The sequence below is a fragment of the Lentzea tibetensis genome, from assembly GCF_007845675.1.
Classification (GTDB): Bacteria; Actinomycetota; Actinomycetes; order Mycobacteriales; family Pseudonocardiaceae; genus Lentzea; species Lentzea tibetensis.
Map to the genome: position 1 here is coordinate 38,365 of NZ_VOBR01000007.1, position 24,350 is coordinate 62,714.

31 protein-coding genes, 4 tRNA genes and 1 CRISPR repeat array (1 of these 36 running past the window's edge) are annotated in these 24,350 nt (G+C 68.9%); of the genes, 7 read left to right on the forward strand and 28 right to left on the reverse strand.

The window, feature by feature from the left end:
- Positions 1-9: 9 nt before the first annotated feature.
- The 3 genes from FKR81_RS12535 to FKR81_RS12545 all read right to left on the reverse strand — a co-directional run bounded on the left by FKR81_RS12535 (position 10) and on the right by FKR81_RS12545 (position 1,383).
- A complete protein-coding gene (locus FKR81_RS12535) occupies positions 10-402 on the reverse strand; it encodes an ATP-binding protein (protein ID WP_186762938.1) in 393 nt (130 codons plus the stop codon).
- Between the two features lie 70 nt (positions 403-472).
- Complete coding sequence (locus tag FKR81_RS12540) at positions 473-1,105, reverse strand: response regulator transcription factor (RefSeq protein ID WP_146351297.1); 633 nt, start codon at positions 1,103-1,105, stop codon at positions 473-475.
- A gap of 35 nt (positions 1,106-1,140) precedes the next feature.
- Complete coding sequence (locus FKR81_RS12545) at positions 1,141-1,383, reverse strand: glycoside hydrolase family 13 (RefSeq protein WP_235921499.1); 243 nt, start codon at positions 1,381-1,383, stop codon at positions 1,141-1,143.
- A 140-nt stretch (positions 1,384-1,523) separates the two neighbouring features.
- Here FKR81_RS12545 and FKR81_RS12550 point away from each other — a divergent pair, with 140 nt between their 5' ends.
- On the forward strand, positions 1,524-2,477 hold the full coding sequence (locus FKR81_RS12550; RefSeq protein WP_146351300.1) for an alpha/beta fold hydrolase: 954 nt from the start codon (positions 1,524-1,526) through the stop codon (positions 2,475-2,477).
- Here FKR81_RS12550 and FKR81_RS12555 read toward each other — a convergent pair.
- Positions 2,454-2,918, reverse strand: a complete 465-nt coding sequence (locus FKR81_RS12555; RefSeq protein WP_186762939.1) for an SRPBCC family protein — start codon at positions 2,916-2,918, stop codon at positions 2,454-2,456. The two genes, FKR81_RS12550 and FKR81_RS12555, sit on opposite strands and share 24 nt — an antisense overlap.
- Before the next feature lie 31 nt (positions 2,919-2,949).
- Here FKR81_RS12555 and FKR81_RS12560 point away from each other — a divergent pair, with 31 nt between their 5' ends.
- Complete coding sequence (locus FKR81_RS12560; protein WP_146351303.1) at positions 2,950-3,357, forward strand: MarR family winged helix-turn-helix transcriptional regulator; 408 nt, start codon at positions 2,950-2,952, stop codon at positions 3,355-3,357.
- Between the two features lie 90 nt (positions 3,358-3,447).
- Here FKR81_RS12560 and FKR81_RS12565 read toward each other — a convergent pair.
- From FKR81_RS12565 to FKR81_RS12580, 4 genes are all read right to left on the reverse strand, one after another.
- Positions 3,448-3,519, reverse strand: a tRNA-Val gene (locus tag FKR81_RS12565).
- Between the two features lies 1 nt (position 3,520).
- Positions 3,521-3,592: transfer RNA gene (locus FKR81_RS12570), tRNA-Cys, on the reverse strand.
- A gap of 37 nt (positions 3,593-3,629) precedes the next feature.
- Positions 3,630-3,702, reverse strand: a tRNA-Gly gene (locus FKR81_RS12575).
- A gap of 106 nt (positions 3,703-3,808) precedes the next feature.
- Positions 3,809-4,234 (reverse strand): SsgA family sporulation/cell division regulator, encoded by a 426-nt coding sequence (locus tag FKR81_RS12580; protein WP_030477975.1) that lies wholly within the window; start codon positions 4,232-4,234, stop codon positions 3,809-3,811.
- Positions 4,235-4,500: 266 nt separating this feature from the next.
- On the opposite strand from FKR81_RS12580, the gene FKR81_RS12585 reads away from it, so the two are divergent.
- The 4 genes from FKR81_RS12585 to FKR81_RS12600 all read left to right on the forward strand — a co-directional run bounded on the left by FKR81_RS12585 (position 4,501) and on the right by FKR81_RS12600 (position 6,475).
- Positions 4,501-5,133, forward strand: a complete 633-nt coding sequence (locus FKR81_RS12585) for an RNA polymerase sigma factor (protein ID WP_235921500.1) — start codon at positions 4,501-4,503, stop codon at positions 5,131-5,133.
- Positions 5,130-5,921 carry an anti-sigma factor gene (locus FKR81_RS12590; protein ID WP_146351307.1) on the forward strand — a complete coding sequence of 264 codons (792 nt, stop codon included), beginning with the start codon at positions 5,130-5,132 and terminating at the stop codon, positions 5,919-5,921. Before FKR81_RS12585 ends, FKR81_RS12590 begins: the two co-directional genes overlap by 4 nt.
- 4 nt (positions 5,922-5,925) lie before the next feature.
- Entirely contained in the window at positions 5,926-6,351 is a 426-nt protein-coding gene (locus tag FKR81_RS12595) for a TIGR02611 family protein (protein WP_146351309.1), read from the forward strand.
- A 52-nt stretch (positions 6,352-6,403) separates the two neighbouring features.
- Positions 6,404-6,475: transfer RNA gene (locus FKR81_RS12600), tRNA-Val, on the forward strand.
- Positions 6,476-6,598: 123 nt separating this feature from the next.
- On the opposite strand, the gene FKR81_RS12605 is transcribed toward FKR81_RS12600, so the two are convergent.
- The 18 genes from FKR81_RS12605 to FKR81_RS12690 all read right to left on the reverse strand — a co-directional run bounded on the left by FKR81_RS12605 (position 6,599) and on the right by FKR81_RS12690 (position 20,801).
- Positions 6,599-7,942: a site-specific integrase gene (locus FKR81_RS12605; RefSeq protein ID WP_146351311.1), complete on the reverse strand. Its 1,344-nt coding sequence runs from the start codon at positions 7,940-7,942 to the stop codon at positions 6,599-6,601.
- Complete coding sequence (locus tag FKR81_RS12610; protein WP_222598247.1) at positions 7,939-8,139, reverse strand: helix-turn-helix transcriptional regulator; 201 nt, start codon at positions 8,137-8,139, stop codon at positions 7,939-7,941. The genes FKR81_RS12605 and FKR81_RS12610 overlap by 4 nt, the downstream gene beginning before the upstream one ends.
- Positions 8,140-8,499: 360 nt before the next feature.
- Entirely contained in the window at positions 8,500-10,065 is a 1,566-nt protein-coding gene (locus FKR81_RS12615; RefSeq protein WP_146351314.1) for a YfjI family protein, read from the reverse strand.
- A gap of 103 nt (positions 10,066-10,168) precedes the next feature.
- Positions 10,169-11,065 carry a bifunctional DNA primase/polymerase gene (locus FKR81_RS12620; RefSeq protein WP_146351317.1) on the reverse strand — a complete coding sequence of 299 codons (897 nt, stop codon included), beginning with the start codon at positions 11,063-11,065 and terminating at the stop codon, positions 10,169-10,171.
- Positions 11,066-11,162: 97 nt separating this feature from the next.
- Positions 11,163-11,384 carry a hypothetical protein gene (locus FKR81_RS12625; RefSeq protein WP_146351318.1) on the reverse strand — a complete coding sequence of 74 codons (222 nt, stop codon included), beginning with the start codon at positions 11,382-11,384 and terminating at the stop codon, positions 11,163-11,165.
- Between the two features lie 26 nt (positions 11,385-11,410).
- The gene (locus FKR81_RS12630; RefSeq protein WP_146351320.1) at positions 11,411-12,988 is read right to left on the reverse strand and encodes a DNA cytosine methyltransferase; all 1,578 of its coding nucleotides are present in this window, start codon (positions 12,986-12,988) and stop codon (positions 11,411-11,413) included.
- Positions 12,988-13,422: an RRQRL motif-containing zinc-binding protein gene (locus tag FKR81_RS12635; RefSeq protein ID WP_235921501.1), complete on the reverse strand. Its 435-nt coding sequence runs from the start codon at positions 13,420-13,422 to the stop codon at positions 12,988-12,990. The genes FKR81_RS12630 and FKR81_RS12635 overlap by 1 nt, the downstream gene beginning before the upstream one ends.
- Positions 13,419-13,853: a hypothetical protein gene (locus FKR81_RS12640; RefSeq protein WP_146351322.1), complete on the reverse strand. Its 435-nt coding sequence runs from the start codon at positions 13,851-13,853 to the stop codon at positions 13,419-13,421. Before FKR81_RS12640 ends, FKR81_RS12635 begins: the two co-directional genes overlap by 4 nt.
- Positions 13,850-14,479 (reverse strand): GGDEF domain-containing protein, encoded by a 630-nt coding sequence (locus FKR81_RS12645; protein WP_146351324.1) that lies wholly within the window; start codon positions 14,477-14,479, stop codon positions 13,850-13,852. The genes FKR81_RS12640 and FKR81_RS12645 overlap by 4 nt, the downstream gene beginning before the upstream one ends.
- A 98-nt stretch (positions 14,480-14,577) precedes the next feature.
- Positions 14,578-15,036 carry a single-stranded DNA-binding protein gene (ssb, locus tag FKR81_RS12650; RefSeq protein WP_146351325.1) on the reverse strand — a complete coding sequence of 153 codons (459 nt, stop codon included), beginning with the start codon at positions 15,034-15,036 and terminating at the stop codon, positions 14,578-14,580.
- A gap of 27 nt (positions 15,037-15,063) precedes the next feature.
- On the reverse strand, positions 15,064-15,531 hold the full coding sequence (locus FKR81_RS12655) for a hypothetical protein (RefSeq protein ID WP_146351327.1): 468 nt from the start codon (positions 15,529-15,531) through the stop codon (positions 15,064-15,066).
- 19 nt (positions 15,532-15,550) lie between these two features.
- Positions 15,551-16,039, reverse strand: coding sequence for a Pycsar system effector family protein (locus FKR81_RS12660; protein ID WP_146351329.1), 489 nt, complete (start codon positions 16,037-16,039; stop codon positions 15,551-15,553).
- Between the two features lie 191 nt (positions 16,040-16,230).
- Positions 16,231-18,213 (reverse strand): FtsK/SpoIIIE domain-containing protein, encoded by a 1,983-nt coding sequence (locus FKR81_RS12665; protein WP_146351331.1) that lies wholly within the window; start codon positions 18,211-18,213, stop codon positions 16,231-16,233.
- A gap of 50 nt (positions 18,214-18,263) precedes the next feature.
- Entirely contained in the window at positions 18,264-18,608 is a 345-nt protein-coding gene (locus FKR81_RS12670; RefSeq protein WP_146351333.1) for a hypothetical protein, read from the reverse strand.
- Positions 18,609-18,716: 108 nt separating this feature from the next.
- A complete protein-coding gene (locus FKR81_RS12675; RefSeq protein WP_146351335.1) occupies positions 18,717-20,069 on the reverse strand; it encodes a DUF2637 domain-containing protein in 1,353 nt (450 codons plus the stop codon).
- Positions 20,069-20,329, reverse strand: a complete 261-nt coding sequence (locus tag FKR81_RS12680; RefSeq protein ID WP_146351336.1) for a hypothetical protein — start codon at positions 20,327-20,329, stop codon at positions 20,069-20,071. Before FKR81_RS12680 ends, FKR81_RS12675 begins: the two co-directional genes overlap by 1 nt.
- The gene (locus FKR81_RS12685) at positions 20,326-20,532 is read right to left on the reverse strand and encodes a hypothetical protein (protein WP_146351338.1); all 207 of its coding nucleotides are present in this window, start codon (positions 20,530-20,532) and stop codon (positions 20,326-20,328) included. Before FKR81_RS12685 ends, FKR81_RS12680 begins: the two co-directional genes overlap by 4 nt.
- A complete protein-coding gene (locus tag FKR81_RS12690; protein WP_146351340.1) occupies positions 20,532-20,801 on the reverse strand; it encodes a hypothetical protein in 270 nt (89 codons plus the stop codon). The genes FKR81_RS12685 and FKR81_RS12690 overlap by 1 nt, the downstream gene beginning before the upstream one ends.
- A gap of 119 nt (positions 20,802-20,920) precedes the next feature.
- Between FKR81_RS12690 and FKR81_RS12695 the strand changes: the two genes are divergently transcribed.
- Positions 20,921-21,280 carry a GntR family transcriptional regulator gene (locus tag FKR81_RS12695; RefSeq protein WP_186762940.1) on the forward strand — a complete coding sequence of 120 codons (360 nt, stop codon included), beginning with the start codon at positions 20,921-20,923 and terminating at the stop codon, positions 21,278-21,280.
- A gap of 109 nt (positions 21,281-21,389) precedes the next feature.
- Here FKR81_RS12695 and FKR81_RS12700 read toward each other — a convergent pair whose 3' ends face one another.
- Together FKR81_RS12700 and FKR81_RS12705 are read right to left on the reverse strand one after the other, a co-directional pair.
- The gene (locus FKR81_RS12700) at positions 21,390-22,313 is read right to left on the reverse strand and encodes an NAD-dependent epimerase/dehydratase family protein (RefSeq protein ID WP_146351343.1); all 924 of its coding nucleotides are present in this window, start codon (positions 22,311-22,313) and stop codon (positions 21,390-21,392) included.
- 4 nt (positions 22,314-22,317) lie between these two features.
- The gene (locus FKR81_RS12705; protein WP_222598248.1) at positions 22,318-23,751 is read right to left on the reverse strand and encodes a helix-turn-helix domain-containing protein; all 1,434 of its coding nucleotides are present in this window, start codon (positions 23,749-23,751) and stop codon (positions 22,318-22,320) included.
- Positions 23,752-24,056: 305 nt separating this feature from the next.
- Positions 24,057-24,350: a CRISPR direct-repeat array (repeat unit 37 nt; unit sequence GCAGCGCTGGGCGTCCGCGCTCGGCGAGGATCGCAAC); it runs 3,311 nt beyond the window's last position.

The following is a 24,350-nucleotide window of genomic DNA, read 5'->3' on the forward strand; positions in this document are numbered from 1 at the left end:
CCGGCGCGGTCAGCAGGGGTAGGTGACCGTCTCCGGTTCGGCGTGCAGCTCGGACCACACGACCTTGCCCGCGTCGCGTTCGTCGACACCCCAGTCCGTGCTCAGCCCGGCGACCAGCATCAACCCCCAGCCGCCGTCCGTGCCGGACCGCCTGCGCCGCGGACTTCGCCTGCTGCGGTCGGTGACTTCCAGCCGGACCCGGCCAGCATCGCCAGCGACTCGGAGCACCACGTCGCCGCGGCCGTGGCGCAGCGCGTTGGTGACTAGCTCGGAGGTCACGAGGATGACGTCGTCGTGCGATCCGGTGTATCCGGCCCTGGTGAGGAAGATGCGGGCGAACTCCCTGGCCAGCGCGACGCTGCCGGCGTCGCGGGCCACGCTGAAGTCAGCCTGGGTGCTCACAGTCGCACTGTCCGCCACGGGAGCGTCCGGAGCGAGACACAGGATCACCACGTCAACTAGTGCAACTGCACTAGTCGATCACGCCCTGCCTGCGTGCGATCGACACGGCTTCCAGCTTCGAGCGCGCGCCCAGCTTCTGCAGCAGGTTGCGGATGTGGTTGCGCACGGTGTTGTGCGCGATGCCCAGCTTCACGCCGATCTCGCGCGTGCTCGCCCCGTCTGCCAGGAGGAACAACGTCTGCTGCTCGCGTTCGGTCAGCGCGGCGCCCGCCGGGTCGACCCGGCCGGTCAGCCGGTCGAGCACCCCCGCGAGCAGGCGGGAGTCGAACACGGCCTCACCGCTCGCGACCCGGTGCACGCCGACGACCAGCTCGTCCAGCTTGGACGACTTGAGGAGCAGACCCGACCCGCCCGTTTCGGCGACCCTCGTCGCCACGGCGGCTGTCGCTTCGGCGGTCAGCACGAGCACGCGGGCTCCCAGTGCGGCCAGCTCGCCGATCAGGTCGATGCCGTCGCCGTCCGGCAGCCTGCGGTCCAGCACCACCACGTCCGGCCGGTGGCGGGTGACCTCGGCCAGCGCGAGTGCCATCGTGTCGGCGCGGGCGGTCACGCGGACGTTGGAGCGCTCGAGCGCGAGCGCGATCGCCTCGGCCACCATGTCGTGATCCTCGACGATGACCACCCGGATCGGTGGTGCGGACATGAGATCAACCCTAGTCGCACCACCGGCCCGGCGCGTCAGATGGAGATGACGCTGCCCTGGTGGTCGACGTAGTCCGCGGTGGTGTCGTCGAGCCACATGTCGTGCTCGGCGAGGTAGCGGAACTTGTGCTCACCGGGCGGGAGCGTCACGGAGACCGTTCGCCTGCCACCCCTGCGGGGCAACAGCTCGTGCACTCCGGGTGCCCATCCGTTGAAGCTGCCGACGACGCTCACCCGGCCGGGCGGCGCGTCGGACGGCAGTTCGAACGTGATCCTCATCTTGGTACCGAAGAGTCGTGTTCGACGCAGCATCGATGTCCTCACTCGGATCGGTTGCGCGCAGCAGGTTAGCGGCGAACAGCCCGAAACTGTCGGACCCCACGCGTATGTTCACCACATCAAGTCTGGGGAGGCATGAGATGTCCTTGAACAGAAGGAAGATGATCGCGCTGGGGGCCGGGGCGGCGGCGCTCGCCACCACCGGAGGCGTCGCGTCCGCGGCGTCCGGACCCAGCGACAGCGAGCTGGCCCGCTCGCTCGGTTTCCGGAGCTCTTTCGCCCGTGCCAACGGAATCCGGCTGCACTACGTCGCCGGTGGCCGCGGCGAACCGCTCGTCCTGCTGCCCGGCTGGCCGCAGACGTGGTGGGAGTACCACAAGGTCATGCCCGCGCTGGCGCGGAAGTACCGGGTGATCGTGCCGGACCTGCGCGGCATGAACCTCTCGGAGAAGCCCGCGGGCGGCTACGACAAGAAGACCATGGCCCGCGACATCCTGGAGCTGGTGCGGTCGCTGGGCCACCAGAGCGTCAACATCGCGGGCCACGACATCGGCTCGCAGGTGGCGTTCAGCTTCGCCGCGAACCACCCGGCGGCGACCCGCAAGGTCGCGCTGATGGACATCGCGCACCCGGACGACAGCTACTACGACCTGCCGCTGATTCCGCGGCCGGGCGCGGGCTTCAACCTGTGGTGGTTCGCGTTCAACCAGGTCCAGGGTCTGCCGGAGCAGGTGCTGCAGGGCAGGTTCCGGCAGGTGCAGGACTGGCTGTTCGACAACACCCTCGCCGATCCCACGTCGATCCCGGACCGCGACCGCGCGATCTACGCCCGCGCCTACGACCCGGCGGAGGCGATCCGCGCGAGCAACGGCTGGTACCAGGCGTTCCACCAGGACATCGCAGACCTGAAGACGTACGCCAGGATCCCGTCACCGCTGCTCGCGCTGTCCACGGAGTTCAGCGACGCCGATTTCCGCGCCAAGCTGCCGAACCTCGCGGCCGACTTCCGCGTGACCAAGCTCAACACCGGCCACTGGATGCCCGAGGAGGCGCCGGAGGAGGTGTCCCGCCTACTGGCCGAGTTCTTCGCCTGACAGGCGCGCCAGGGACGTCTCCATGGCCTTGGCGACGTCCTTGGCGCCGAACGCCTTCATCAGCCAGCCCTTGACCCGCCCAGCGGGCTCCTGGAGCGACCGCAGCGTCACCGACGTGCCGCCGTCCTCCTGCGCGAGCTCGATGCGGAACTCGGTCGACGCCGCGAACTTCGGCGCGGGCTTGCCGTTGAGGCGCTCCTCGACGTGCCGCCACGCGAGGAGCCTGCCGGGCTCGAACGCGATGACCTCCTGGTCGACCTCGGCCGGCTTGCCGCCCCACCGCCCGTGCTGGGTGCGCAGCTGGCCGAGGCCGTCGCCCGCGCGCACCTCGACCCGTTCGGCGAAGGCGAACCACTCCGGCGCCCTCACCGCGTCCGACACCTTGGCCCACACGTCGTCAACCGGCGCGTCGACGTGCGCCTGCCGCACGATCTCGATCACGACGACCACCTCGCGGTATGATGTTCACATCATGAACAGTTCAGATTCTGAACGTTTCGAGCAACTGTACCGCCGCATCTGGGGCGCGCTCAATCGTCAGGACGACCCGGATCTGAGCCAGCACGAACGCCAGCTGCTGCACCACATCGCGCCCGGCACCCCGCTGACGTGGCTGGCGACCCATCTCGGCCTGCCGAAGAGCACCACGTCGGTCATGGTGAAAGCACTGGCGGCACGCGGTTTCGTCGAACGCGCCCGCGACCCCGACGACGAGCGCCGCCTCGCACTCCGCCTCACCGCGAAGGGGCAGGAGGTCGTCGCGAAGGACACCGTCCTGCGGCCGGGGGACCTGACGGCCGCGCTGGCCGAGGTCGCTCCGGACGTGCGCGCGGCGATGCTCGAAGGCCTGCGACAGCTGGCGGAAGCGGCGGAGCGCTGAGCACCCTGTTGCATCGCCAAGAAATCGTTCTTCGCGGCCTGGAAAAGCAAGAAGCCAGGCAGTTGGTGAACTGCCTGGCTTCTGTGCGAATGGACGATACAGGGATTGAACCTGTGACCCCTACCGTGTCAAGGTAGTGCTCTCCCGCTGAGCTAATCGTCCGAGGCGGAGACGGGAATCGAACCCGTGTACAGGGCTTTGCAGGCCCTTGCCTAAACCACTCGGCCACTCCGCCACCGTGTCCAACCAGGTAGTGAGCCTGGGGCTCACAGAGCGGATGACGAGACTCGAACTCGCGACCCTCACCTTGGCAAGGTGATGCGCTACCAACTGCGCTACATCCGCGTGCATCACGTTGTGTTCGTGATGTTGGAAACCCTATACGACCGGTTCAACCGGTTTCAAACCGGGGGTCCCCCACCACCTTGTGGGCCCCCGGACCTCGGGTTTCTCAGCTCAAGTCGTTCGAGATGAGGTGTGTCAGCGCCTCGTCGACGTTGACCCACAGGTGCTCGTTGCCGGGCACGACCACGTCGTACGTCCGGTCGAGGAAGTCTGCGAGCTCCTGGGCGGACGCCTCGAACATGGCGTGCCCGGAGGGAGAACTCAGTTCGATGACGACGACTTCGGGGTCGTCGGCAGCAGGGCGGATCCGGACGTCACCGTCACCGGCGTCGGCGATCAGTCCGTCGGCCAGCAGGTCGCGGGCGTACACCCACTCGACCCAGCCGGCACGGCCGGTTCGGAACGCGGCAACGACCGCGTACGGGTCTTTCGTGTCGTATCGAAGCTCCACCTGGACCGGGACCGCCGGTGTCCTCGGCGCCAGCAGGTCGAAGACCGCTGTCGAGCGGAGCGTCACATGGTCGTTGCGCATCGTCGTTACCCTCTTCTCCCTTCCCGGTCATGGAAACGACCGAGCACGTTAGTTGTGACGTGCATGTGGCGAGGAACGCTCAAGAATGGGTCGCAGATCACCCGTCCGGGGCATCATGACTTCGTAGTGCCACCGGTCGTGCGCGTTCCGTGTCCACCTCGCTCCTGCTGCGCTCTTGTGGTTCTTCCGGCATCTGACATCTTGCTGGGTCTAACCTGAACCCGGTACCGGCTGTTGCGCGAATGTTGGACGTGAGGACATCTCTGGTGGCTGACTCGCCTGCCCAACCCGGTGCGTCGAGCGACGGTAGACCGTCCGATGTCGAGCTGGTCAGCAGGCTCGCCAGGGGCGATCGAACCGCGTTCGGCGAGCTGTACGACCGGTACGGCACGCCGGCGTATTCGCTGGCACGACGCATCTGTGTGGACCCCGACCTGTCGGAGGACGTCGTCCAGGAGGCGTTCCTCGCCCTCTGGCGGCACCCCAGCAGGTTCGACCCCGCCAGAGGAGGTTTCGGCAGCTGGTTGATGACCGTGGTCCATCACCGGGCTGTCGACACCGTCCGTAGGGAGAACACCCAGCGCCGACGGAATGTTCCGTTGACGGACGAGGTGTCCGAACGCACAGTCCCGCCCGCGGACGGTGCGGACGCCGAGGCGCTGACCAGCGTCGTCGGGGCGGAGGTCAGAGCCGCGCTGCGGACGTTGCCGGAGGAACAGCGCCAGGTGATAGCCCTGGCCTACCTCGGCGGCTACACGCAGTGCGAGGTGGCGAAGTTGACCGGCGTCCCGCTGGGCACTGTGAAGTCGCGCACATTCGCGGCCATCAGGCGCCTGCGCGGCACGTTGGGGAGTTTGTGGGCCGGCGAGACCGGCGAGACGACAGGAGCGCAGCGGTGACCGGGGAGCGGAGGGGCCAGCCGTGCCCCAACGAGGAGCTCGCGGTCGGCTGGGCGATGCACGCGCTGGAGCCGAACGAGGAAGCAATCCTGCGCGACCACCTGCCCGGCTGCGCGCGATGCCAGCTGACCGTGCGCTCGACGCACGAGGTGATGGCCGTGATGGGCGGATCCGTCCGGCGCGAGGAGCCGCCGGCGCGTCTGCGGGCGCGACTGATGGACGCGATCGAGCACACCCCGCAGGAGCCGCAGAAGCCGAACCAGCCCAGGCACGCCCTGCCGGACGCCTCACCGATCCCGCTGCGCCCCCGGCGCAGCAAGGCCCGCGTCCTGCTAGCGGCCGCGGCGGTCCTGCTCGTGGTGGCGATGGGCGGCGCGGCGGCGGTCAAGCTGAACCAGCTGTCCGGCGAGGTGTCCGCGGTGAAGCTGCAGAACGAGCAGATGAACCGAGCACTGGCGCTCAGCGTCGACCCGAAGGCCAGCCACGTACCGCTGAAGTCGACGACGACGGGCGAGGAGATCGGCACACTCGTGTCGACCGCCACCGACGCCGCCTTCGTGCCGGAACGCCTGTCGCCCAACGACAACGGCCACATCTACGTGGTCTGGGGGACCAGCACGCCGTCACCGGTGCCACTGGCCACCTTCGACCTCCAGTCCGGAGCCCCCAACCTGCTCACGTGGTCGGCCGACGCCCACAAGCACAAGCAGTTCGCGGTCTCCATCGAACCCGGACGTGTCGCACCTGCCGAACCCACCACCATCGTCGCCAACGGGCAGGTAGCGTAAACACGTGGTCCAACAGGATGAGACGAAGAAGCACCACCACGGCCCCCGCCACTGGTTCCGCCGCACCCCCGCGCTGAACCTGGCCTACCGCATCGGCGTCGGCGTGGTCGGCGGCCTCGTCCTGGTCGCGGGCATCCTGATGATCCCGTACCCCGGCCCCGGCTGGCTGGTCGTGTTCTTCGGCCTCGCCATCCTCGCGACCGAGTTCGAGTGGGCCGGCCGCGTGCTCAAGTTCGCCAAGCGCTACTACGACGCCTGGGTCGAGTGGCTCAAGCGCCAGCCCGGCTGGGTCAAGGGCCTGGTGATGGCAGGCGTCTGCGCCATCGTGCTCGCAACTTGCTACTTGCTCGGCGTGTTCTCCCTGGTTGGCGGATGGTTCGGGGTGCACGAACCCTGGTTGGAGAGCCCGATTTTTGGGTCTCGCGGGTGATGTTGTAAGCTATGGCCACACCGCGAGAGCGGGGCTAGCAACAACTCAACAAGGGCGTTTAGCTCAGCGGGAGAGCGCTTCGTTCACACCGAAGAGGTCACTGGTTCGATCCCAGTATCGCCCATTTCAGCCGAAAGGCCCCCTCATCTGCACAGATGAGGGGGCCTTTCGGTTTTTCGCGCACGCCAAGGAGTTCGGAAACCGGCCTTCGGTAGCCGAAACGGTAGCCAAACAGGGATTTAGCCGCTCAGTCGTCCTCCTCTTTCAGGACCGGTAGGAATAGACCACCGATGGCCTCCGCCGCGTCGGCATCGATGTCGGGGATGTCTTCGGTGTAGGTGTCGAGGGTGAACGCCACCTTGGCGTGTCCGAGCCGACTGCTCACGATCTTCGGGTGTGTGCCGGACCGCAGCGCGATCGTGGCGTAGGTGTGCCGCACGTCGTGCAGCCGGATCCGCGGCAGACCGGCGCGGTCCACGATGCGGTTGAAGTGCTCGGTGATCGTGTCCGGGTAGATCGGGGTGCCGTCCTCCCAGCAGAACATCAGCCCGTGGTCCTGGTAGGTGCTGCCCCAGAGCCGTTTCTCCTCCTCGATCATCGCGACGTGGATCCGGACCACCGCCACGGTGAACGCGTCCAGCGCCATCGAACGGCGGCTCTTCTGGCTCTTGCCGCTGCCCGCCTGCACCTTGCCGCCCGCGACCACGCGCGTCGCGTTCATCCGGACTCTCGCCTCCTCAGGAGCGAACCTGTCCAGCGGCAGACCGCACAGCTCGGAGCGGCGCATGCCGGTGGCGGCCTCCAGCACCCACATCGCGAACAGTCGCTCTCCACGCGCCTCCTCCAGGAACCGCCGCAGCTGCGCCGGCGTCCAGGTCTTGTGCGGCCGACGCGGCACGGATGGCGCTTTGACACCGGTGACCGGGTTCCTGCCGATGTACTGCCAGACAACCGCGGTCGTCATGGCCGAACTCAGCATGATGTGCACGCTCTGCACCGTCTTCGGAGACAACCCGGCTTCCGGCGGACTCGGCACCCTGCCGACCTCGTACCGTCGAAACGCCTTGCGCGCCGCCGCGTACGAGACGCCTACCTTGTCGGCGACCTCACGAGGCCGGATCTCCCGCTTGCTCAGCTGAGCGTCTTCCCAGAGTTGGAACATCTCCCAGTTCGTGTCGCGCTTGCGCCTCCCCGCCGTCAACAGGTGCTGATACAGCGCCACGATCACGGACGGCACGATCTCCTGCATCGACCGCTTCCCGATCCACGGCAGCACGTACGCCTTGGCGAGCTGCTCGTAGTTCGCCGCGGTCGTGGGCTCCGTCGTCGTGTGCGCGTACGGGATCCACCTTTCGAAGAAGTCGGAGACCTTGGCCCTGGACGGCTTGACGTAGGTCTCGGTCTTGATGGCGTTCTGCGCTTCCGCCATCGCGTCCCACGCGTCGTCTTCGGTTTCGAAGCCGCTCTTGGTGATCCGCTGACGATCACCGGTCAACGGGTGCGGCGGGCCATCGAACGCATACGCCCACTTGTTGCCACGCTTGAAGACAGTGCCCGGTATCTGACCCCGGTTGGGCTTTCGCTTGGTCATGCCGCGTCCGCAGCGAGCTGCTCGTCGGACGCGAGGAACTCCTCAAGCCGAGCACGGACGACGTACACACGTCGGCCGAACCGCCGAACACCCGGCAACTGGTTTGCGTCTGCGTAGCGGTAGGCGGACGCGCGGCTGATGCCGAGGAGTTCGGCGGCCGCAGGGACGGAGATGAGGGCAGGCTGCTGGTCGGACACGGATGCTCCTCGGAGTCGACGCCGCTGGGCTGCCGCAGAAACCGCAGAATCCGCAGAATTGGCGGTAGTTGTGGGTTTGTGCAGCTCAGTGGCGGTGTCGGTGATCTTGGCTCGCTTGCCGCAGAATTCCGCAGAATTGCCGCAGAATTCAGGGCGGTCGCGGCGGCGGCCCGCGTGCGCGGAGCACCTGGCGGCTGCGCGTGGCGCCGGGGCCGCTCGCCTCTCCCCGCAGCTGGGTATTTGTGCGGCAGTTCTGCGGAGTTCTGCGGCAGACGGCCCGTGATCGGCCGCAGCACTGCTGACCAGCGCAGATCCACCCCTTGAAGGATTTCTGCGGATTCTGCGGTTTCTGCGGCAGGGTCATCGCGCGGGCTGCCGGTGCGCCGGGTGCACGAAGTAGGTGGGGCTGGGCTTGCGGCCTCGTCCACTGCGTTCGGCTTCGGGTGCGCGCTGGATGTGGAAGTGCTGTTCGAGCAGATCGAGCGCGGGCAGCAGGTCGGCGACCTTGCGGAACCGTGCCCTGGTGATCGAGGTGAACAGCTCGCGGACGGTGAAGCTGATCGGTCCCTGCCGCTCGATCCACGCGAGCACCGCACGGGCGTCGTCGGTGGCCTCGTCGCTGCCCATGTAGTCGAACGCACCGAGTGCGTGCGCGAGGTAGTAGGAGCCGAGAGCGCGGGCGCGGCTGAACGTCTCGCTGGTGATCTCGGTGGACCACTTGTCGGCGGGACGGTCGGCGAGGTGCAGCAGCCCGGCGAGACGGGCGACGGTCCCGGCGTACTTGGCGGCCCAGTCGGTGATGTGGTGCAGGGTGCCGCCGCGCGCGAGCTGAGGTTCGAGTTCGGTCTGCAACGCGAACATGTCCTCGTCGGCATCGTGGCTGAAGTCGACGGTGGTCAGGTCGCGCGGTGCCAGGTGCAGCACCAGTTGCGCGAGCCGTGTGCGGTAGGTGGTGCTGATGTGGTCAGGGACTTCGGGTACGCGGATCTCGCGGTGTCCGACCGTGCTGACCGGCAGCGAGTAGAGGAAGCGTCCGAGCAAACCGCGTTCCTTGGCTGCCTTGATCTGTCCGAGGTCGCGGATGATCTGCGGCTGTACGACGAGGCCCAGGGTGAGGTAGGCGTGTTCGATGAAGTCGGAGTCGCGGCCCTGGCGGTCGACCTCGAGGTATTCGCCGGCGTGGCCGCGCAGGAACACCTCGTAGTTCGGGGTTCCTGAGTAGCGCCCGGCGATGTTGGCGACGATGCCGCCCTCGGGTGCGAGCACGGCCAGGCGTCCGCCCTGTTCGGACATGATGGTGGCGGCCTTCTCCGCGGTGATGTCGTCCACGACCAGGCGGGGCTTGGCTGGGATCACGATCTCTTGTGCGCGCAGCGCCGCGTCACTGGCCAGGCCGATGGACACGACGTCGGCGCTACTGGCGGATTTCTCCAACTTCTCCGCTTCGCGTTCGGCGACGACCTTCTGGATGCGGGTTTCCTCGATCTGCGGCAGCGCGAGTTCGACGAGTTCAGCCTGAGCCTCGCGGATGGGTCCAGCCATGGCAGCGAACACGTCGGACTTGCGCGATCCCGGCGGCAGCGCCACAGCCAGGAACAGGTTGACCGGCTGGGTCCAACCCGGCCGGATACGCACGCTGATGCGCCCGGCCGCGGCCGTCGACAACGCGGACAGCGCGACACACCCGGCGAGGTCCGCCGGTGTCTGGGTGAACTCGGTGACGGCGCTGACCATGTCGGCCGCCCAGCCGGGCAGGACGTCGACCGGGAACGTGGGCAGCGCCCGCTGTGCAGCCGAGAGCGGAACCGGCTGCTCCCAACCGTCTCCGGTCTGGTTGGCGCCTCCGGACTGGCCAGGTTCGTCCGGCACAGCACGCAGAACGCGCGCAGCACCAGTCTCGGGCAGGTGCTTGTTCGTCGCGTTCATGGAGGTGCCTCCAACCGTGGTGTCTGGAGTGGACGGTGAGGGGTGCCCGTGCCGCGCATCGCGGTGTGCGGCACCGGCCGTGTGTTAGTAGTGGTGACGAGAGCTAGGCGGCGTCGCGGTGCAGGCGGCGGGGGCGCGTGGCTCCGAGCTTGATTCCGGACTGGACGGTGGCCGTGATCTGGCGGGGCGTGCAGTCGCAGTCGCCGGTGACCATGTGCGCGGCGGATTGCTGCAACATGTGGGCAGCGTCGGCGTGGCCCAGCTCGTTACCCCCGACCAGTTGTCCAAGGCTGAGCGCGGCCTGGAACAGGGTCTTGTTGTGGCGGCTCCGCTGGGCGGCTGCGACCTTGGCGCACTCGCCGGTCACGATCGCGTCCAGGTACGCGGACCGTTGCGCAAGGGCGTTCTGGCCGGGCGCTGAGGCGGCCGTGGACGGCTTGGCGGCGGGTGGCTGGACCAGCCAGATGGGTAGTTCGGCAGGCGGGCGGTCGTCGGTGACCTCGTAGCGGCCAGCGGCGGTGATCGATGGTGGAGCGACGACGTAGCCGCCGTGTGCGCGGGTGTCGATGAGCCAGCCCAGCGTGCCCGCCGTGTTGCGCAACGGGTGGCCGGCGGGTGCCCGGAAGTACAGGTGCGTGCCACCGGATGGGGTGTGCGCGGTCCAGGTGGCAGGGATCGTGGTGCCAGCCCGTTCGGCCAGCACCGCCAGGACGTCGAGCCCTGTTGCCACTCCGAGCATGTTGAAGCCGTCCGGTGCGACCTGGCCGGGCTTGGCGACGTCGCAGTCGACCACGACGAGGTGTGACGGCCCGGTCGCGATCGCGACGTTGTGGTGTGGGTAGCGGGTCCAGAAGTCGCGGATCACCGTGGGGTCGGTGGTGGCGCGGGACTCCCACTCGTCGACGGCGGGGCGTTTGGCGCCGGGGACGACGGGGAAGACGTGCCAGCCGCATGCGGCGGCGCGCAGGATCTCAGCGAGGCGGGCGGGTTCGGTGCTCACATCGGTTCCTTCCTGGGGGCTTGAGTTGGTGCCGTGGCGGGGCGAGGTGGTGGGCTGCACTCGCCCCGCCACGGGGTCCGGGTGGTGCTGGTGAGGGTCAGCTGTCGAGTTCACCGGCGGGCGGCAGGCGATCGGTGCGCGCGGCGGTGGCGCGCACGACACGGGCGGTGTGTGCGGCCACGGTGAGGTACACGCGACCGAGCACGGAGTCCCCGCGGTTGGGGTAGAAGCGGCTGGCCTCGTGCACGTCGAACACTTCGCGCAGCGCGGCCACGGCGGCGGTGGTCTCGTCGCGGGTGCCCTCGACACGGATCTTCATGGGATTCCCTTCCGGTGCGGTGATGGTCAGGCCAGGATCTGGGCGAGGCGTCCGGCGAGCCATTGGGCGACGTTGGCGGACACGGCGTTTCCGGCCTGCATGGTCTGTTGGGCGACGTTGCCGGTGACGTGGTAGTCGTCGGGGAACCGTTGGGCGCGGAGCTGTTCGCGGGGGCGCAGCATGCGGTAGCGGCAGTCGGCGACGTCGATGGCGGTGCGCGGCACGCCGTGCTGTTCGCGGGTGGCCACCGTGGACAGCGGCTGGTCGGTGCCGTGCGGTTTCGCGTCTTTGCGGTAGGGGATGACCAGGGCGTGGTGGTCGCGGGTGGTGACCGCGCCGAACGGCTCGCCGATAGGTTTGGCGGCGTGGCGGGGTTCGAGGTTGCCGCCGTAGTTCTTGACGTAGAAGGCGTTCTCCGCGCCGGGCGGCACGGTGAGCCCGTGGTGGTTACCTCCGGCGGACACGGTGGTCAGCGGGGCGTCCACGCCGGTGGCGGTGGCGTGGTTGCGCAGCACGGTGAGGAACGGCGAGCACACCAGGGCGTCGTTCTCCCTCGTGGTGCGCGCGGGCATCGGCACACGCAGGCTGGTCGCGTCGCTGCGCCAGGTACCGCCTGAGGGCACCAGGTAGCCGGGCGTGGCCAGGCCGTCCCCGATCTTCACGGTGCGGGTGTGCAGCGGCGCGGTGCGCGCGGGGTAGGCGCGGCCGTCGTCTCCGCCGTGCGTGACGGTGACCATGGTCGGTTCGCCGAACATGGCCAGCCCGGCCTCGATGCGGCGCATGGTGGATGCCGCGAGCGGGCGGGCGCGGTCGCCGATGCGTCCTCCGAGGTCGGTCCAGTCGATCGCGGCGGCGGCCGGGAGGACGTAGGGCTCCACCAGGGCGTGGCGGCACGCGGCGTTGGGGCAGCGGTAGTCGTACTGCTGGCGGTACTTCCCGATCGGCCGGGGCCGTTGCTTGCGCCACGACTGCACTGCCCGCACCTGCTCGGCGCACGCCGCGCACCAGGAGAGCGGGCGCGGCGTGACGTCGGGCAGCGGGATGCCCTCACGGGTGAAGCTCATGAAGAGCCGGTCACGCCACTGGGGAGCGTGCGGGTTGGTCTCGTCGCCGATGTGCGCGGAGCTGACGCTGGTGAACTGGACGTTGTAGCCCAGCAGCTTCATGCCGCCGATCCACCAGTCGAACAGCTCCCAGTCGGTGGCGACGTCGACCACGTTCTCCACCAGCACGGCGCGGTAGCGGTGCACCTCGGTGGCGCGGATGACGTCCATGAAGGTGGCGCGGGTGCGCTCGAACCCGGCCTGCCGCACAGGGCCTTGCTCGAGGAGATCGAGCTGGGCGCGCTGGCGTTTGCGCCCGCCGGCTGGGCTGATCTCGGTGCAGATCGGCGAGGCCCACAGCACGTCGGTGCGCGGCAGGCGCCGCATGTCGTAGTTCGAGACGTCCGCGCACAGGTGCTCCGCGGCGGGGAAGTTCGCGGCGTGCGTCTCGATCGCCCGGTCCCAGTGGTTCGCGGCCAGCTTGAGCTCGAACCCCGCGGCGGCCAGGCCGATCGAGGAACCGCCGGCGCCGCAGAAGATGTCGGTGAACGTGAGGGACATCAGCAGGCCTCCGCGTACTCGTTGGCTTCGAAGCAGGTCCAGCAGCGCTTGTAGGAGGTGGGCACGCAGTAGCCGACGTCGCGTTGGCATTGCGGGCACCAGCGGCGGGCGGCCATCGCCTTGTCCAGCGCGAAGATCCGCGCGGCGTTGAGCGGCCGGACCGGCGCGGCGAGGTCCACGCGGAATAGGTCGGCCATTTCCTCGCGCCGGTAGGGCTTGCGGTGGCGGAACCACAGCAGCGCCTGCGCGCCCTGCCCGTTCGGGCGCAGCCCGATCATCCGCAGCTGGCGACGTGTGGCGAGACCAGGTGGGACGGCGCCGGGCTTCCCGCGCCAGGCAAACACGATCAGCCCGAACTCCCAGCCCCGGCAGAACGCCATCTGCCCGTTCCACGGCAGCACCACCTCGCAGATCGGCCGGGTGAGGCCGCTCACCAGTGGTCCCGGCCTTCGGCGAGTTCGGCAACGACGCGCTGCCGGACCTTGAGCTGCTCGATCAACCGCGTCAGCACGCCAGCAGCCCGATGGAATTGCTGGTCGCGAACGAGGTCGGCGACATGCTGCACGGCGTCGCCGGTGCGGTCGGCCCACTGGCGCCACGAACGCTTGGCCTTGTCGATGAGCTGCTGCAAGTGCTCGCGGTCCCACTCATCGCCAGCGGTCTCCTCGCCCTGCTCGGTGGGCGGGTGCAGCGTGGCGCCAGTCCATCCGCAGTCGCACTGGGCGACGTAGCCGACGAACTCGCGGGTCTCGTGCGTCCACGTGCCGGTGAGCTTGCCGCTGGGGAGCTTGCGGGCGGCGTAGCCCTCGTGGGAGTAGGAGTCGATCAGGTCCGCGTACGGTCCGCAGTAGACGATGCCCATCACGCACTCTCCAGTCCGGGCTCGGGGCGCTGGTCACGCAGTCGTCCGGTGGCGGGGAGGCTGGTCAAGCGGCGGTCGTGCTTGTCCGCGTACATGGCGGCGTCGGCCCCCGCGAGCAGCGCGGACAGCGACACCTCGCGGGCCGGAAGGGTGTGGGCGCCGATGCTGACCGCGACCCGCAGCCGGTGGCCGTCCACGGTGATCGGCTCGGCGAGTGCGGCACGCACTCGGTCGGCACGGTGTACGGCGGCCTGGCGGCCACGCTCGCCGGACGGGACGCATCCGAGCCAGACGGCGAACTCGTCGCCGTGCAGCCGGATCGGGTGCTCGCCGGGCAGCCGCAGTGCGGCCAGCCGTGACGCGAGCACGCGCAGCACGTGGTTGCCCGCCTCGTGGCCGTGGGTGTCGTTGACGGCTTTGAATCCGTCGATGTCGAGCAGCAGCACACCGACCGCGCCACCACGGCGGGTCCGGGCGGCGCGGCGGGCCAGGATCGACAGGACTTCGCGGTTGCCCAGCCCGGTCAACGGGTCGATGTGCAGGCGGCGGAACAGGTGCAGGGCGTAGGCGGTGCTGGCCGCGTACCCAGCGGTGGCGGTGGTCAGCAAGATGGTGCTGGTGGTACTCATGGGTGGCTCCTCGAAACCGTGGAAGCGGTGGGAGAGCGGGGTTGCGGGGCGGGGTCTTGCTTTGGTCGGCGACATCGCCCCGCAACGCCCGGCGCGGATCAGAACGGCGGTTCCTCGGCGAACCCGGAGCCCGTGGCGGCCGGCGTGGTGTTCCACGCGTCAGCGGCCGGGCTCGCGCCCGTCGTGGCGGTCGTGCGGGTGGCCTTGACGACCTTGGCGGTGGCCCAGCGCAGCGAGGGACCGACCTCGGTGACGTCGAGTTCCATCGCGGTGCGTTTCTGGCCGTCGACCTCGTAGGACCGCTGGCGCAGGGTGCCGGTGACCAGGACGCGGTTGCCCTTGCGCAGTGACTCGGCGAGGTTCTCGGCGGGCTGGCGCCACAGGGTGCAGCGCAGGAACGTGGCGTCGCCGTCGACCCACTGCCCGGACTGCTGGTCGAACTTGCGGTCGTTGGCTGCGACGGTGAAGTTCGCGACCGGGATACCGGATTGAGTGAACCGCAGCTCGGGGTCGGCGGTGAGGGTTCCGGCAACGGTGACCTCGGGAAGACCGGCCATGATCTGTACTCCTGTTCTCGCGTGAGTTCAGCGGGTGACGTGGTGCAGGCAGCGGGCGTCGATGAGCCGCGCGGCCAGGTCGGTGATGCGGCCCCAGTGCGCGGCGACGAGCCGGTCGGCCTCGCCCTGCACCGCGCGGAAGCTCGGCCGCTGAGCGCGCGGGATGCGGGCCAGGCACTCGTGGACGACCGTGCGGTCGTAGGCGCCGCTGGCATCGACGTCGTGCGGCCACGCCGACCGCAGTACGTCGTGCTCCTCGAGCCAGGCCAGTTCCGCGGCCACACCGGCCAGCAGCGCGACAGCGGCGGCGTGATCGCCGTCCGGGGACTCCTCGAACTCCATGTCGGTCCAGCCGCGCCAACCGGCCAGGGTGGCCTGCCAGATCCGGACCTTGGGCACGGCGTTGCCACTGACGAGAGCACCGACGGCGTGCGCGGCCTCGTGATGGGCGATGGTGGCGAGGTCGTGGTCGACGACAACCGTTGTGGGATTCATCGGATTGCGCCTCCCCGGCTCAGGCGGTGAGGACGGCGAGGGCGAGCAGGGCGAGGCCGGTCAGCAGCAGGTGGACCGCGGTGCGGATCCGCCAGTACTTCGCGACCACGGCGGCCGACATCGCGGCCAGCACCTCGGTCCGGACGATCAGCGCGCCCGGTTCGATGAGGTCGGCGAGCAGATCGGTGGGCAGGCCGCGGAAGCGGGCCCAGCGTGGGAACCCGTAGGGGCAGCGGTAATCGAGGGTGGGGCGGAGCACGGCGAGCAGCAGCACGATCGCGGCGGCGATCGGCAGCGCGGCGAGGTGCAACAGCACGGTGGCGGCGGAACCGGGGTGGGTGCCGAGCAGCGCGACGACGCCGGCTAGTGCGGCGCCGAACAGTCCGAGCAGGCCGATCGCCTTGGTGTCGGCGCGGCGCAGCTCGTCGCGCACTTCGCTGTCTGCGGCCTTGAGCGCCTCCTGGTGGTGCTGGTCGGTGGGGATCGCGGTGAACTCTGCTCGAACCATGACGTCCTCCCTGGTGTCACTTTCTGTAATCGTCAGAAGGTGTGCGAGGTCGGGCCAACGGGGCGTTGGCCTGTGTCAGAACGGTGTTATGAATCGGGTTTCGCGCGCGCACGTGCGCGCGGACGCATAGGGCGGGAGTGCGGGCGCCTGACGTCAGGTGACATCCGGGGACGTCAGACACCCGCTGCGTGTCACGCTGCGTTATGTGCGGGCGCGCGGTAGACGGTGGCGCGGCCGTCGCTTCCGGCCTCCTCGAGGACGCCGTCGCGGGCGAGGGCGGCGAGCTCACCGGACACCCAGGACCGGCCGCGGCCGAACGTGGTGTCGGGGTCGGGCAGGTCCCGCACGGTGATCTCGGTGCGTCCCTCGGCGATCAGCTTGTCGACGATCAGCCGCAGCCGCTGGCGGGCAACCCGGCGCGGCGGGCGACCGGCAGGCAACTCCATGCCGGGGTCGATGGGCAGGTCGCTGTCGAGATCGCCCTCGAGGTCCGGCTCCGGGTCGGCGGGCAGCTCGATCAGCGTGGCGTCTTCTTCATCGGAGGGCAGGGGCATCGCGTCCAGGTCGTCCACGGCCGCGGTGGCGCGTGAGGTCGTAGGGGCGATGACGCCGGCGGTCCGCGCGCCTTCCGGGCGTTCGGTCAGGCCCAGCAGCTTCGCGGTGGGCGCCCACAACCCTGGTCGTACGTCGCGGTACTCGGTGAGCGCCGCGGCCAGCTCGGAGTCGGTGGTGCTGAACGTGCGTGCGGGCATGGCGAACCTCTCCTCGTCGATACCGGGGGCCTCGAGGTAGAAGGACCCGGCGCGGCGGTTCTTCCACCGGTCCGGCCGCGCCCCGGCCTCGATCGCGTCGTCGGACAGGCAGAACCCCGCGTCGTCGATGCTGTTGACGCCGAAACACCACGCGGCACCGAGCTGCGAGCGGATGTCGGTGTTCATCCGGCGGAAGCTGGACTTCTGCTGCGACAGCACCAGCGCGATCCCCGCGGACCGGGCCTCCTCGGCGATGCGGGTCAGCGTGGCGGCGTCCTCGAGCACCCGCGAGGCCTCCTCGATCCACAGCACGATGAACGGCATGTCGTGCTGCTCGAACACCTCCGGCCGCCACTGGTCGAAACCCCACTTGCCCAGCTGCGAGGCCTGCTCGGTAATCACGTCCGGGACGCGGGTGATGAACCGGCGGCACGCGTCGTGCCCGATCACGGTGTGCACGTTGTCCCCGAGGAACCCGACCGTCTGCTCGCCCTTCGAGGGATCGAGCACGATCAGCACCGCGTCGCGACGGGTACCGGCCTCGGTCCAGGCGAGCTTGCCGCCGTGCGACTTACCCGACCCGTTCATGCCGTTGATCTGCACATGGGTCAGCTGGCGAGCGGTTGCCTTGTCACCGGGCAACCACAACCGCACCTGCTCGCCGTCCTCGTACAGACCAGGCACCAGTGGCTCCACAATGGACCCACCGGGCGCGGACGGCCCCGGCCAGGTCTGCGGGTGCCGAAGCACGTCCTTCGGGACGATCGTCATCGTGGCCTGCGACAGGTCGTCCGGATCACCGCTGATGCGCACCGCGCCCTTGTGCAGCCGCAACGCACCGGCCAGCTTGTCCGAGGCGGCCTGCACCTCCTCCACCGTGACCTCCCCGGCCGGGAGCTGCAGGGGAGCGGTGACCTTGTTCGGCGCCACCTCGATCTCCCGCGTCCGCACCCCGGCCAGCTTGACCTTCTCGAACAACCCACCCGCCCCGTCGCCGTCCCGGCCCCGCAGAGCACGGCGGATGTTCCAGGACAACGCCACACCGGCGCCGCCGTAGAACCACAGCCCGACCAGCGGCTGCCGCCACGGCGGGTTGATCGCGCACGCGACCATCCACGCGGTCGCGATCACGACGGTGAGCGCGGCGTGCGCCTTGGTCATCGGCGACCTCGAGCCCGCTTCCTTCCACGCCACCCCGGCCAGCACCGCACCGCCCACGGCCAAACCCGAGGTCAGCCACGGCAGGTGCGGCGAGTCGGACATCATCGCGTGCGTCAACGCACCCAGCGGCCACACCAGCAGCAACGCCAGCCACTGCCCCAAGTACGGGGCGAGCTTGCTGCCCACGTAGTTGCGGGGTACGTAGTAGCCCATCTCGGAGTTGCTGGCCGCGAGGTCGCCGCCACCCGTCCGCTTGCCCATCTCGCCACGCTCCTTCCTGCGGTTTCCCTCGCGGTACCAACGGATTCCGACTACACGTCGAACTTGAACTCGCGGCGGTTGCTCGCCATGCTCAGCTCAGCGACGTAGTGCTTGCGGAAGCTCAGGTAGGTCTTCACCATCGAGCCGCACAGCACCTCGACCGCCTCCGCGCCACGGATCATGTGCTTGGCCACCAACTTCGCCCGCACCCGCGAGTCCAGCCCGAACGGCATGGGGTTGGCCGACTTCACGTACTTCAGGGCGGCCTCCAACTCCTCCGCGCCCACCCGCAGTTCGTTGGCCACCGGCCGCATCAGCATGCGGGCGTTGTTGCAGTAGTCACGAATCTGGGACGAGCTGAAGAAGTCCGGCTCACCGAACACCAGTTGACTCATCGCGTTGCCTCTCACTGGTCCTGTGTGGACTCATCGGCTGGGCGTCGTCGGCCTGCCGGGCACGGCACCCGCACCGGGGGAGTAGCGCGGGTGCCGCACCCTCGCGGGTCACGCCACCCGGTCGCGTTCGGCCAGCACCGCGTCGTAGACCGCCTTGCGGCGCCTGCCCCCGACCGACAACCCGGCCGCCCGCAGGCTGGCCAGCAGCGCGTCACGCGACAACCGGTCGCCCAGCTCGGTCGCGACCCGACGAGCAGCAGGCATCAGGTCCGTGATGTCGACCCCGTCGACCACCACCGGCTCCGGCACGGTCGCTTCCGGTTCGCCGCGACCGGACAGCCGCAGCCACCCGAACCTGCGCGGCCGGACCGCCTGGTCCTCACCGCCCTGGTAGACGGCGTTGTCGCTGGTCGGTCGCGACCGGGTCGTCTCGGCCGCCTGCTCATGCAACCGGTCCGGTCCGAACAGCAGCGCCGCCGCCCCGGTCACCTGCTCGGCCTCGCGGATGATCGCCTCAGCCTCACGGCGGCGGGCCTCGTCGGTCGCCTCGATCCGCGATGCCACCACCCGACCGAACCGGCGTCGCGCCCGCCACCCGAGAGCCTTGCGAGCCTTGGCACGAGCTCGCCGTTCGGTCACCTCACGGTCGGCGACCGAGAGCGCGTCGGCCGCGTCGGTCAGTCCGTGCCGCAACGCGACCGACCATGCCCGCCACGTCCACAGTGGATAGCGCATCCACCGCGCCGCACCGAACCGCGGACGCCGATGCGGCAGCCGACCCGCCACTGCGAGCGCCTGACGATGCACACGCCGCTCACGTGCCTCCCACACCACCACACCCACGATCGACAGCACACCCACCGTCGGGTCACCGGAATGCGCCCAGTTCGAGCCGGCCGCGTAGCCGACCACCAGCCACATCACCAGCCGCTCCACCCACGACGAGTCATCGCGCGTGACCTCGCTGCCGTCGAGGGCGGTGACGGTGATCGTCTGACGCGCCTGATGAGCCAGCCGTCCGCACACCAGCCCAATGCACTCGATTCCCGTGGCCGCCGCAGCAGCCAGCGGAGCGGGCCAGCTGAGCCGCTCGGAGAACAGCTGGAACTGCCCCCACCACGCGCCAGCCATCGCCAGCACGATCGGCACCACGATCACCCGATCCGCCAACCAGACCTGCAACCGCATCGACCACGCTGTGCGCCGCGCCTGACGTTCCGCACCGCGCTCGCGGCGCCACACACGGGCTTCCTGCTTGGCTTCCAGCCTGCGAGCACGCTCGGTGCGCTGGTCCTCCAACTGCGCCAGCTTGCTCGAACGCTTCGCCTCCGCACGCTCACGCGCCAGGTCGATCTCCGCGCGCCGCAGCTCGAGGTTCCTCACCGCAGCGGCGTCCGCGCGCCGGATGTCCGCCTCCGTGCTCGCCGCGATCCGCACGGCCTTGCGATCCAGGAGCGTCATCACCGACCACCGCGCCGCTGCATTTCCCGCACCGTCACAACCCCACGCCCCAGCGACGCGAACTTGCCGCGCACCACCACCCGCCACACCAGCCCGACCGCGACTGCGTAACCGGAGGCGCCGGCCAACACGAACGGGAACCACGAGGGCGGAAACATCAAGTAGCCGACCAGCACCAGCAGTGCGGGCCAGAACAGCAACTTGATCAGCGACCACGCGAGCTTGAAGGGCAACAGCGCCAAGGACAACACCCGCATCACGCCACCTCCGTCAGCAATTCGAAGGCGTGCCGGTGAGCCTGTTGCGCCAGCGTCGTGGCGCTGGAGGCATCCGGTCCACCTTCAGCAGCAACGTGCTCGAACAGCACCGCCTTGCGCTCGTACCAAGCTGCGACTGCCTCAGCCGGCGCGTTCATGCCTGGTGCCGAACGAAGCACCTCGCCCAACTCGACAAGCACGCCCATCAGGCTGCCTCCTCCGACTCGTGACGCGTGAAGCGAGCGGCACCACCGGGGAGCAGCCGCAGGCGATGCTGCGGACGGATCTCTGCGCGCTCTTCGTCGGACATGAGCAGCCAGGACGTCGGCTGTGGGCCCGACGGGTTGGGCGTGCGGACGTGGAAGAACTCGATCTCGTCCGCGTTGGGGAAGTCGCGGCAAGCCTGGATGTCGTCATCGAGCAACGGCCACAACGTTTCTCGCAGAGTGCGTGAGCTGAGGTGGGTGACTCGCATCAGGTTCTCCGTTCATCAGCACCTTGTGGTGCCATAAGGTGCCACATGTGCAGCATGGCGTCAAGACTCGCGTTTGTGGTGCCCTAGAGCGCTAGATCGTCTGGGCGTAACGTGGACTGGTGCCGATCAACCGACAGAACGCGCGCCCGCTGAGCGCGCAGATCGCAGACGACCTACGGCGCCGCGTGGCAACGGAGCAGCTCGTTGTGGGGGAGAAGATCCCCTCGCTGCGTGCACTTGCCGAGGAGTACAGCGTCGCCGAGCTGACCGTGCACGCCGCGGTGAAGGAGCTGCAGCACGAAGGGGTGCTCGCGTCGACCAGTGGTCGTGGCACCTTCGTCAAGGCGCTTCCGTCGGCTGGCTCCGAGGAGCCTGTCGACAGCGACGCGGTGCTCACCGAGCTCCGCGAACTGCGGCAGGAAGTCGAGGCTCTGCGCACCCGTGTTGAGGCGGTAGAGCAGTCCCAGCGGGGCGACTGAAGCGGGTGTGTTCGGCGTCATAGGTAAAGAAGACCGCACTTCCCTCTGCGCCGGAATGCGGTCCTCAGTCGCAAACCCGATATTTGATTCCGGACTATTCGCGTGGTGACTAACGCCTGGTCAGGGCGTCCCAAGCGTCCGAAACAATCCGCAACAAATCCGACTTCGGCGCTTGCCAGTCGAGGTCAGTGCGGATTCGGGTGCTGTCGGCGATCATCACCGGGGGCTCTTGTGCGGCGGCCTGGTGCCGCACAGCGAGCGCACGACCAGTCACCTGCTCGGTTGCGGCGACGACGTCGCGTACTGAGGTGCGCCGCCCACTCCCGACGTTGTACGCGGTCCACCGACCAGGCGTACATGCCTCGAAGGCGCGCACGAACGCGTCTGCCATGTCCTCGGCGTGCACGAAGTCGCGGACAGCGGAACCGTCGCCGTTGAGCACGAGTTCGGGCGCGTGTCCCGCCTGCACGGCAAGTGCTTTCGGGATGAGCCTCGTGTCGTCCTCGTCGTACTTGCCCGCCGCAGCGCCCGCGATGTTGAAGGCGCGCAGGCTGATCGCACCGAGAAGTCCCGCAGCTGCGACATCAGCTGCAGCCTGGTCGGCTGCGAGCTTGCTGCGTGCATAGGGGTTGCTGGCTTTGGTCGGTTCGTCCTCGCTCGTCGGCTGCTTGTCGGCGACGCCGTACACCGCGCCCGTGGACGCCAGCACGATGCGCTTTGGCTGTTCCGCGCTCGCCAACGCGTGCAGCAGGTTGATCGTCCCGCCGGTGTTGGTACGCCAGTAGTCGGCAGGCTTCACGAAGGAATCGCGCACACGGGGAAGCGCTGCCAGATGGCAAACCCCGTCGACATCGCGCACGGCGTCGCCGATCTCGGACGGTTCGCACACGTCGCCGACGATCGAGGCGCTGAGCGCCTGGGGGAGTGCCTTCTCGGACCGGCTGAACCCGATGACCTCGTGCCCAGCCGCGGCGAGGGCGGCGACGACTGCGTGGCCGAGGAATCCGCTGGCTCCGGTGACGAGAACGCGCATGTACCTATCCAAGCAGCCGGTGGCGGTGCTCCCACGTCAGCTCGATCGTGGCGCGCGAGATCGGAGACAGCGGTTCGTTGCGCAGCCGCTCGCGGGTGTCCGAGGTGAACGGGATGCCCACCGCGGGAACGCCGGCCTCCGTGCTGACCGCGGAGCCTTCCTCGTTGACGCCGACCATGTCGGCGAACAGCTGGTCGAAGACCGGCGCCTCGATCACGGCAACCGTCAGGAACTCCACCCACAGCGTGAGCGGCTCGAGCACGGTGGCCAGCACGTGGGTGCGGAAGTCGCCGTTCTTTCGTGCGAGCTCGAAGGAGCGGAACGGCTCCTCGTTGTCGTAGTCGATCGGGTCGATGGCGTTGCCGTCGTGCTCGGGGTTGCCGAGCAGTTCCTCGGAGAACTCGCGCTGGATATTGCGCCACATCGAGAAGTCGTTCGCCTGGTGCGCCGGTGCGAGCGAGGACGGCTGGAACACGCCTGCGGGCACGACGTGGTACATGCCGCCGGCCACCGCGGTTGCTGCAGCGTCGCGCTTGTGCAGGTACATCCGATGGCCGTCGATCGGGTCGCGTCGGATCGTCAGCGTGTTGATGCTAGGCAGCATCGCGCGGGCGGACAGGTCGAACGGGTCCGTGATGCTGCGCCGCAGCCGAAGGTCGGCCATGCTCGGCCGCTTGCGCCCGTTCCCGAGCCAGGCTTCCGTGAACTCGTGGCTCAGTGCCTCGCACACGTCCAGGACGTCGAAGTAGCTCGTGTAGCTGAAGCCGAGATCGCACGCGGCGTCGGTCCACGCGACCTCGCGCAGGCGGTAGCTCACCCGGTTGTCCAGCAGCCGCGGCCGGGCGAGGTCGCGTAGTGCGCGTGAGTACCGGTTGTAGGGCGTGCCTTGGGCGGTGAGCGGACGAACGCCCTCGGTCTCTGGCGAGGTGCCGGTGATTGTGGGGTGCGCGTTCTCGTCGCCGAGCCAGCACAGCTTGACGTCGGCCAGGTCAACCGGCCGGTCTGGCATCCATCCCGCGCGGGTGAGCACCGTCGTGTTCGGGATGCGCTGGGACTGCGGATACATCTCGGCTGCAAGGTCGCCGAGGTGGGCGCGGTTGCGGTTCATCTCCGCGCGGACCGCTCGCCAGTGCTCCTGGCTGTCGTGCGGGGCGCCGGGCGTGGTGCTGACTGTTCCTGGGTGCGGGATCCGGTCGGAGGACCGATCGGGCAGGATGCCGAGTCGCTCAGGCGGGATCGACAGCCTCGAGGCGATGAACCGGAGCTCGTTGACGTCGCGGAGCGCTTGGCTGCCCTTCTCCAGCTTCGACAGCCGCGACTGCGTGGTGTTCAGCCGCTCCGCAGCCTCCTGCTGCGTCCAGCCCTCACGCTGGCGATACCAGCGGATTACCTCGCCGACGTCGGAGCCATCAGGTGGAGCGGCAGCGCTTCCAGCCACGTGCAACCAACCTCCTGAACTCGCTGCGGTAGCCATCGCGCTTGTTCCCGTCGCCGTTACGATCTTCCCCGTCCTCAGCTTTGCACGGTGAGTCCTTCGAGGCACTGACATCACACGGCAAAGCGGTACGAAGGCGTTGTCGAGGTGGGCTAGCGGTTGCCGGGGGTGACGCGCACATCGGAACCTCAAGCGTCGTTCGACACGCCCGTAGGTTCCGAGGCAAGTCGATGGCGTGTCACGAGGGCGGTACGGTAATTGCGTCCATTTCTGATCAGCTTGTGTGGTGTCTTGCCTGCTTGCGCAGGGCAGCGCTGGGCGTCCGCGCTCGGCGAGGATCGCAACCCGAGGACCGCCGCCTCATCGAGTGGTGCCAAGGCGCAGCGCTGGGCGTCCGCGCTCGGCGAGGATCGCAACACCATCGCCGGTGGCCGGGTGCTCATCACGTCCCTCGGCAGCGCTGGGCGTCCGCGCTCGGCGAGGATCGCAACGCTTCTGTGAGAACCCTCAGTGCCTCGGTGTAGGCAGCGCTGGGCGTCCGCGCTCGGCGAGGATCGCAACTCCGATGTGCCGAGGATGCGGGCTTCCCAGGCGGGGGCAGC

Excerpts from the sequence above, each read along its gene's own strand:
- FKR81_RS12615 (WP_146351314.1), bottom strand. The coding sequence starts at position 10,065 with ATGAACGCGACGAACAAGCACCTGCCCGAGACTGGTGCTGCGCGCGTT.
- FKR81_RS12700 (WP_146351343.1), bottom strand. The coding sequence starts at position 22,313 with ATGCGCGTTCTCGTCACCGGAGCCAGCGGATTCCTCGGCCACGCAGTC.
- FKR81_RS12660 (WP_146351329.1), bottom strand. The coding sequence starts at position 16,039 with ATGGTTCGAGCAGAGTTCACCGCGATCCCCACCGACCAGCACCACCAG.
- ssb (WP_146351325.1), bottom strand. The coding sequence starts at position 15,036 with ATGGCCGGTCTTCCCGAGGTCACCGTTGCCGGAACCCTCACCGCCGAC.
- FKR81_RS12605 (WP_146351311.1), bottom strand. The coding sequence starts at position 7,942 with ATGACCAAGCGAAAGCCCAACCGGGGTCAGATACCGGGCACTGTCTTC.
- FKR81_RS12630 (WP_146351320.1), bottom strand. The coding sequence starts at position 12,988 with ATGTCCCTCACGTTCACCGACATCTTCTGCGGCGCCGGCGGTTCCTCG.
- FKR81_RS12550 (WP_146351300.1), top strand. The coding sequence starts at position 1,524 with ATGTCCTTGAACAGAAGGAAGATGATCGCGCTGGGGGCCGGGGCGGCG.
- FKR81_RS12580 (WP_030477975.1), bottom strand. The coding sequence starts at position 4,234 with ATGCGCAACGACCATGTGACGCTCCGCTCGACAGCGGTCTTCGACCTG.
- FKR81_RS12540 (WP_146351297.1), bottom strand. The coding sequence starts at position 1,105 with ATGTCCGCACCACCGATCCGGGTGGTCATCGTCGAGGATCACGACATG.
- FKR81_RS12685 (WP_146351338.1), bottom strand. The coding sequence starts at position 20,532 with ATGGGCGTGCTTGTCGAGTTGGGCGAGGTGCTTCGTTCGGCACCAGGC.
- FKR81_RS12625 (WP_146351318.1), bottom strand. The coding sequence starts at position 11,384 with ATGAAGATCCGTGTCGAGGGCACCCGCGACGAGACCACCGCCGCCGTG.
- FKR81_RS12665 (WP_146351331.1), bottom strand. The coding sequence starts at position 18,213 with ATGGGCAAGCGGACGGGTGGCGGCGACCTCGCGGCCAGCAACTCCGAG.
- FKR81_RS12690 (WP_146351340.1), bottom strand. The coding sequence starts at position 20,801 with ATGCGAGTCACCCACCTCAGCTCACGCACTCTGCGAGAAACGTTGTGG.
- FKR81_RS12655 (WP_146351327.1), bottom strand. The coding sequence starts at position 15,531 with ATGAATCCCACAACGGTTGTCGTCGACCACGACCTCGCCACCATCGCC.
- FKR81_RS12560 (WP_146351303.1), top strand. The coding sequence starts at position 2,950 with ATGAACAGTTCAGATTCTGAACGTTTCGAGCAACTGTACCGCCGCATC.
- FKR81_RS12545 (WP_235921499.1), bottom strand. The coding sequence starts at position 1,383 with ATGAGGATCACGTTCGAACTGCCGTCCGACGCGCCGCCCGGCCGGGTG.
- FKR81_RS12645 (WP_146351324.1), bottom strand. The coding sequence starts at position 14,479 with ATGAGTACCACCAGCACCATCTTGCTGACCACCGCCACCGCTGGGTAC.
- FKR81_RS12675 (WP_146351335.1), bottom strand. The coding sequence starts at position 20,069 with ATGACGCTCCTGGATCGCAAGGCCGTGCGGATCGCGGCGAGCACGGAG.
- FKR81_RS12670 (WP_146351333.1), bottom strand. The coding sequence starts at position 18,608 with ATGAGTCAACTGGTGTTCGGTGAGCCGGACTTCTTCAGCTCGTCCCAG.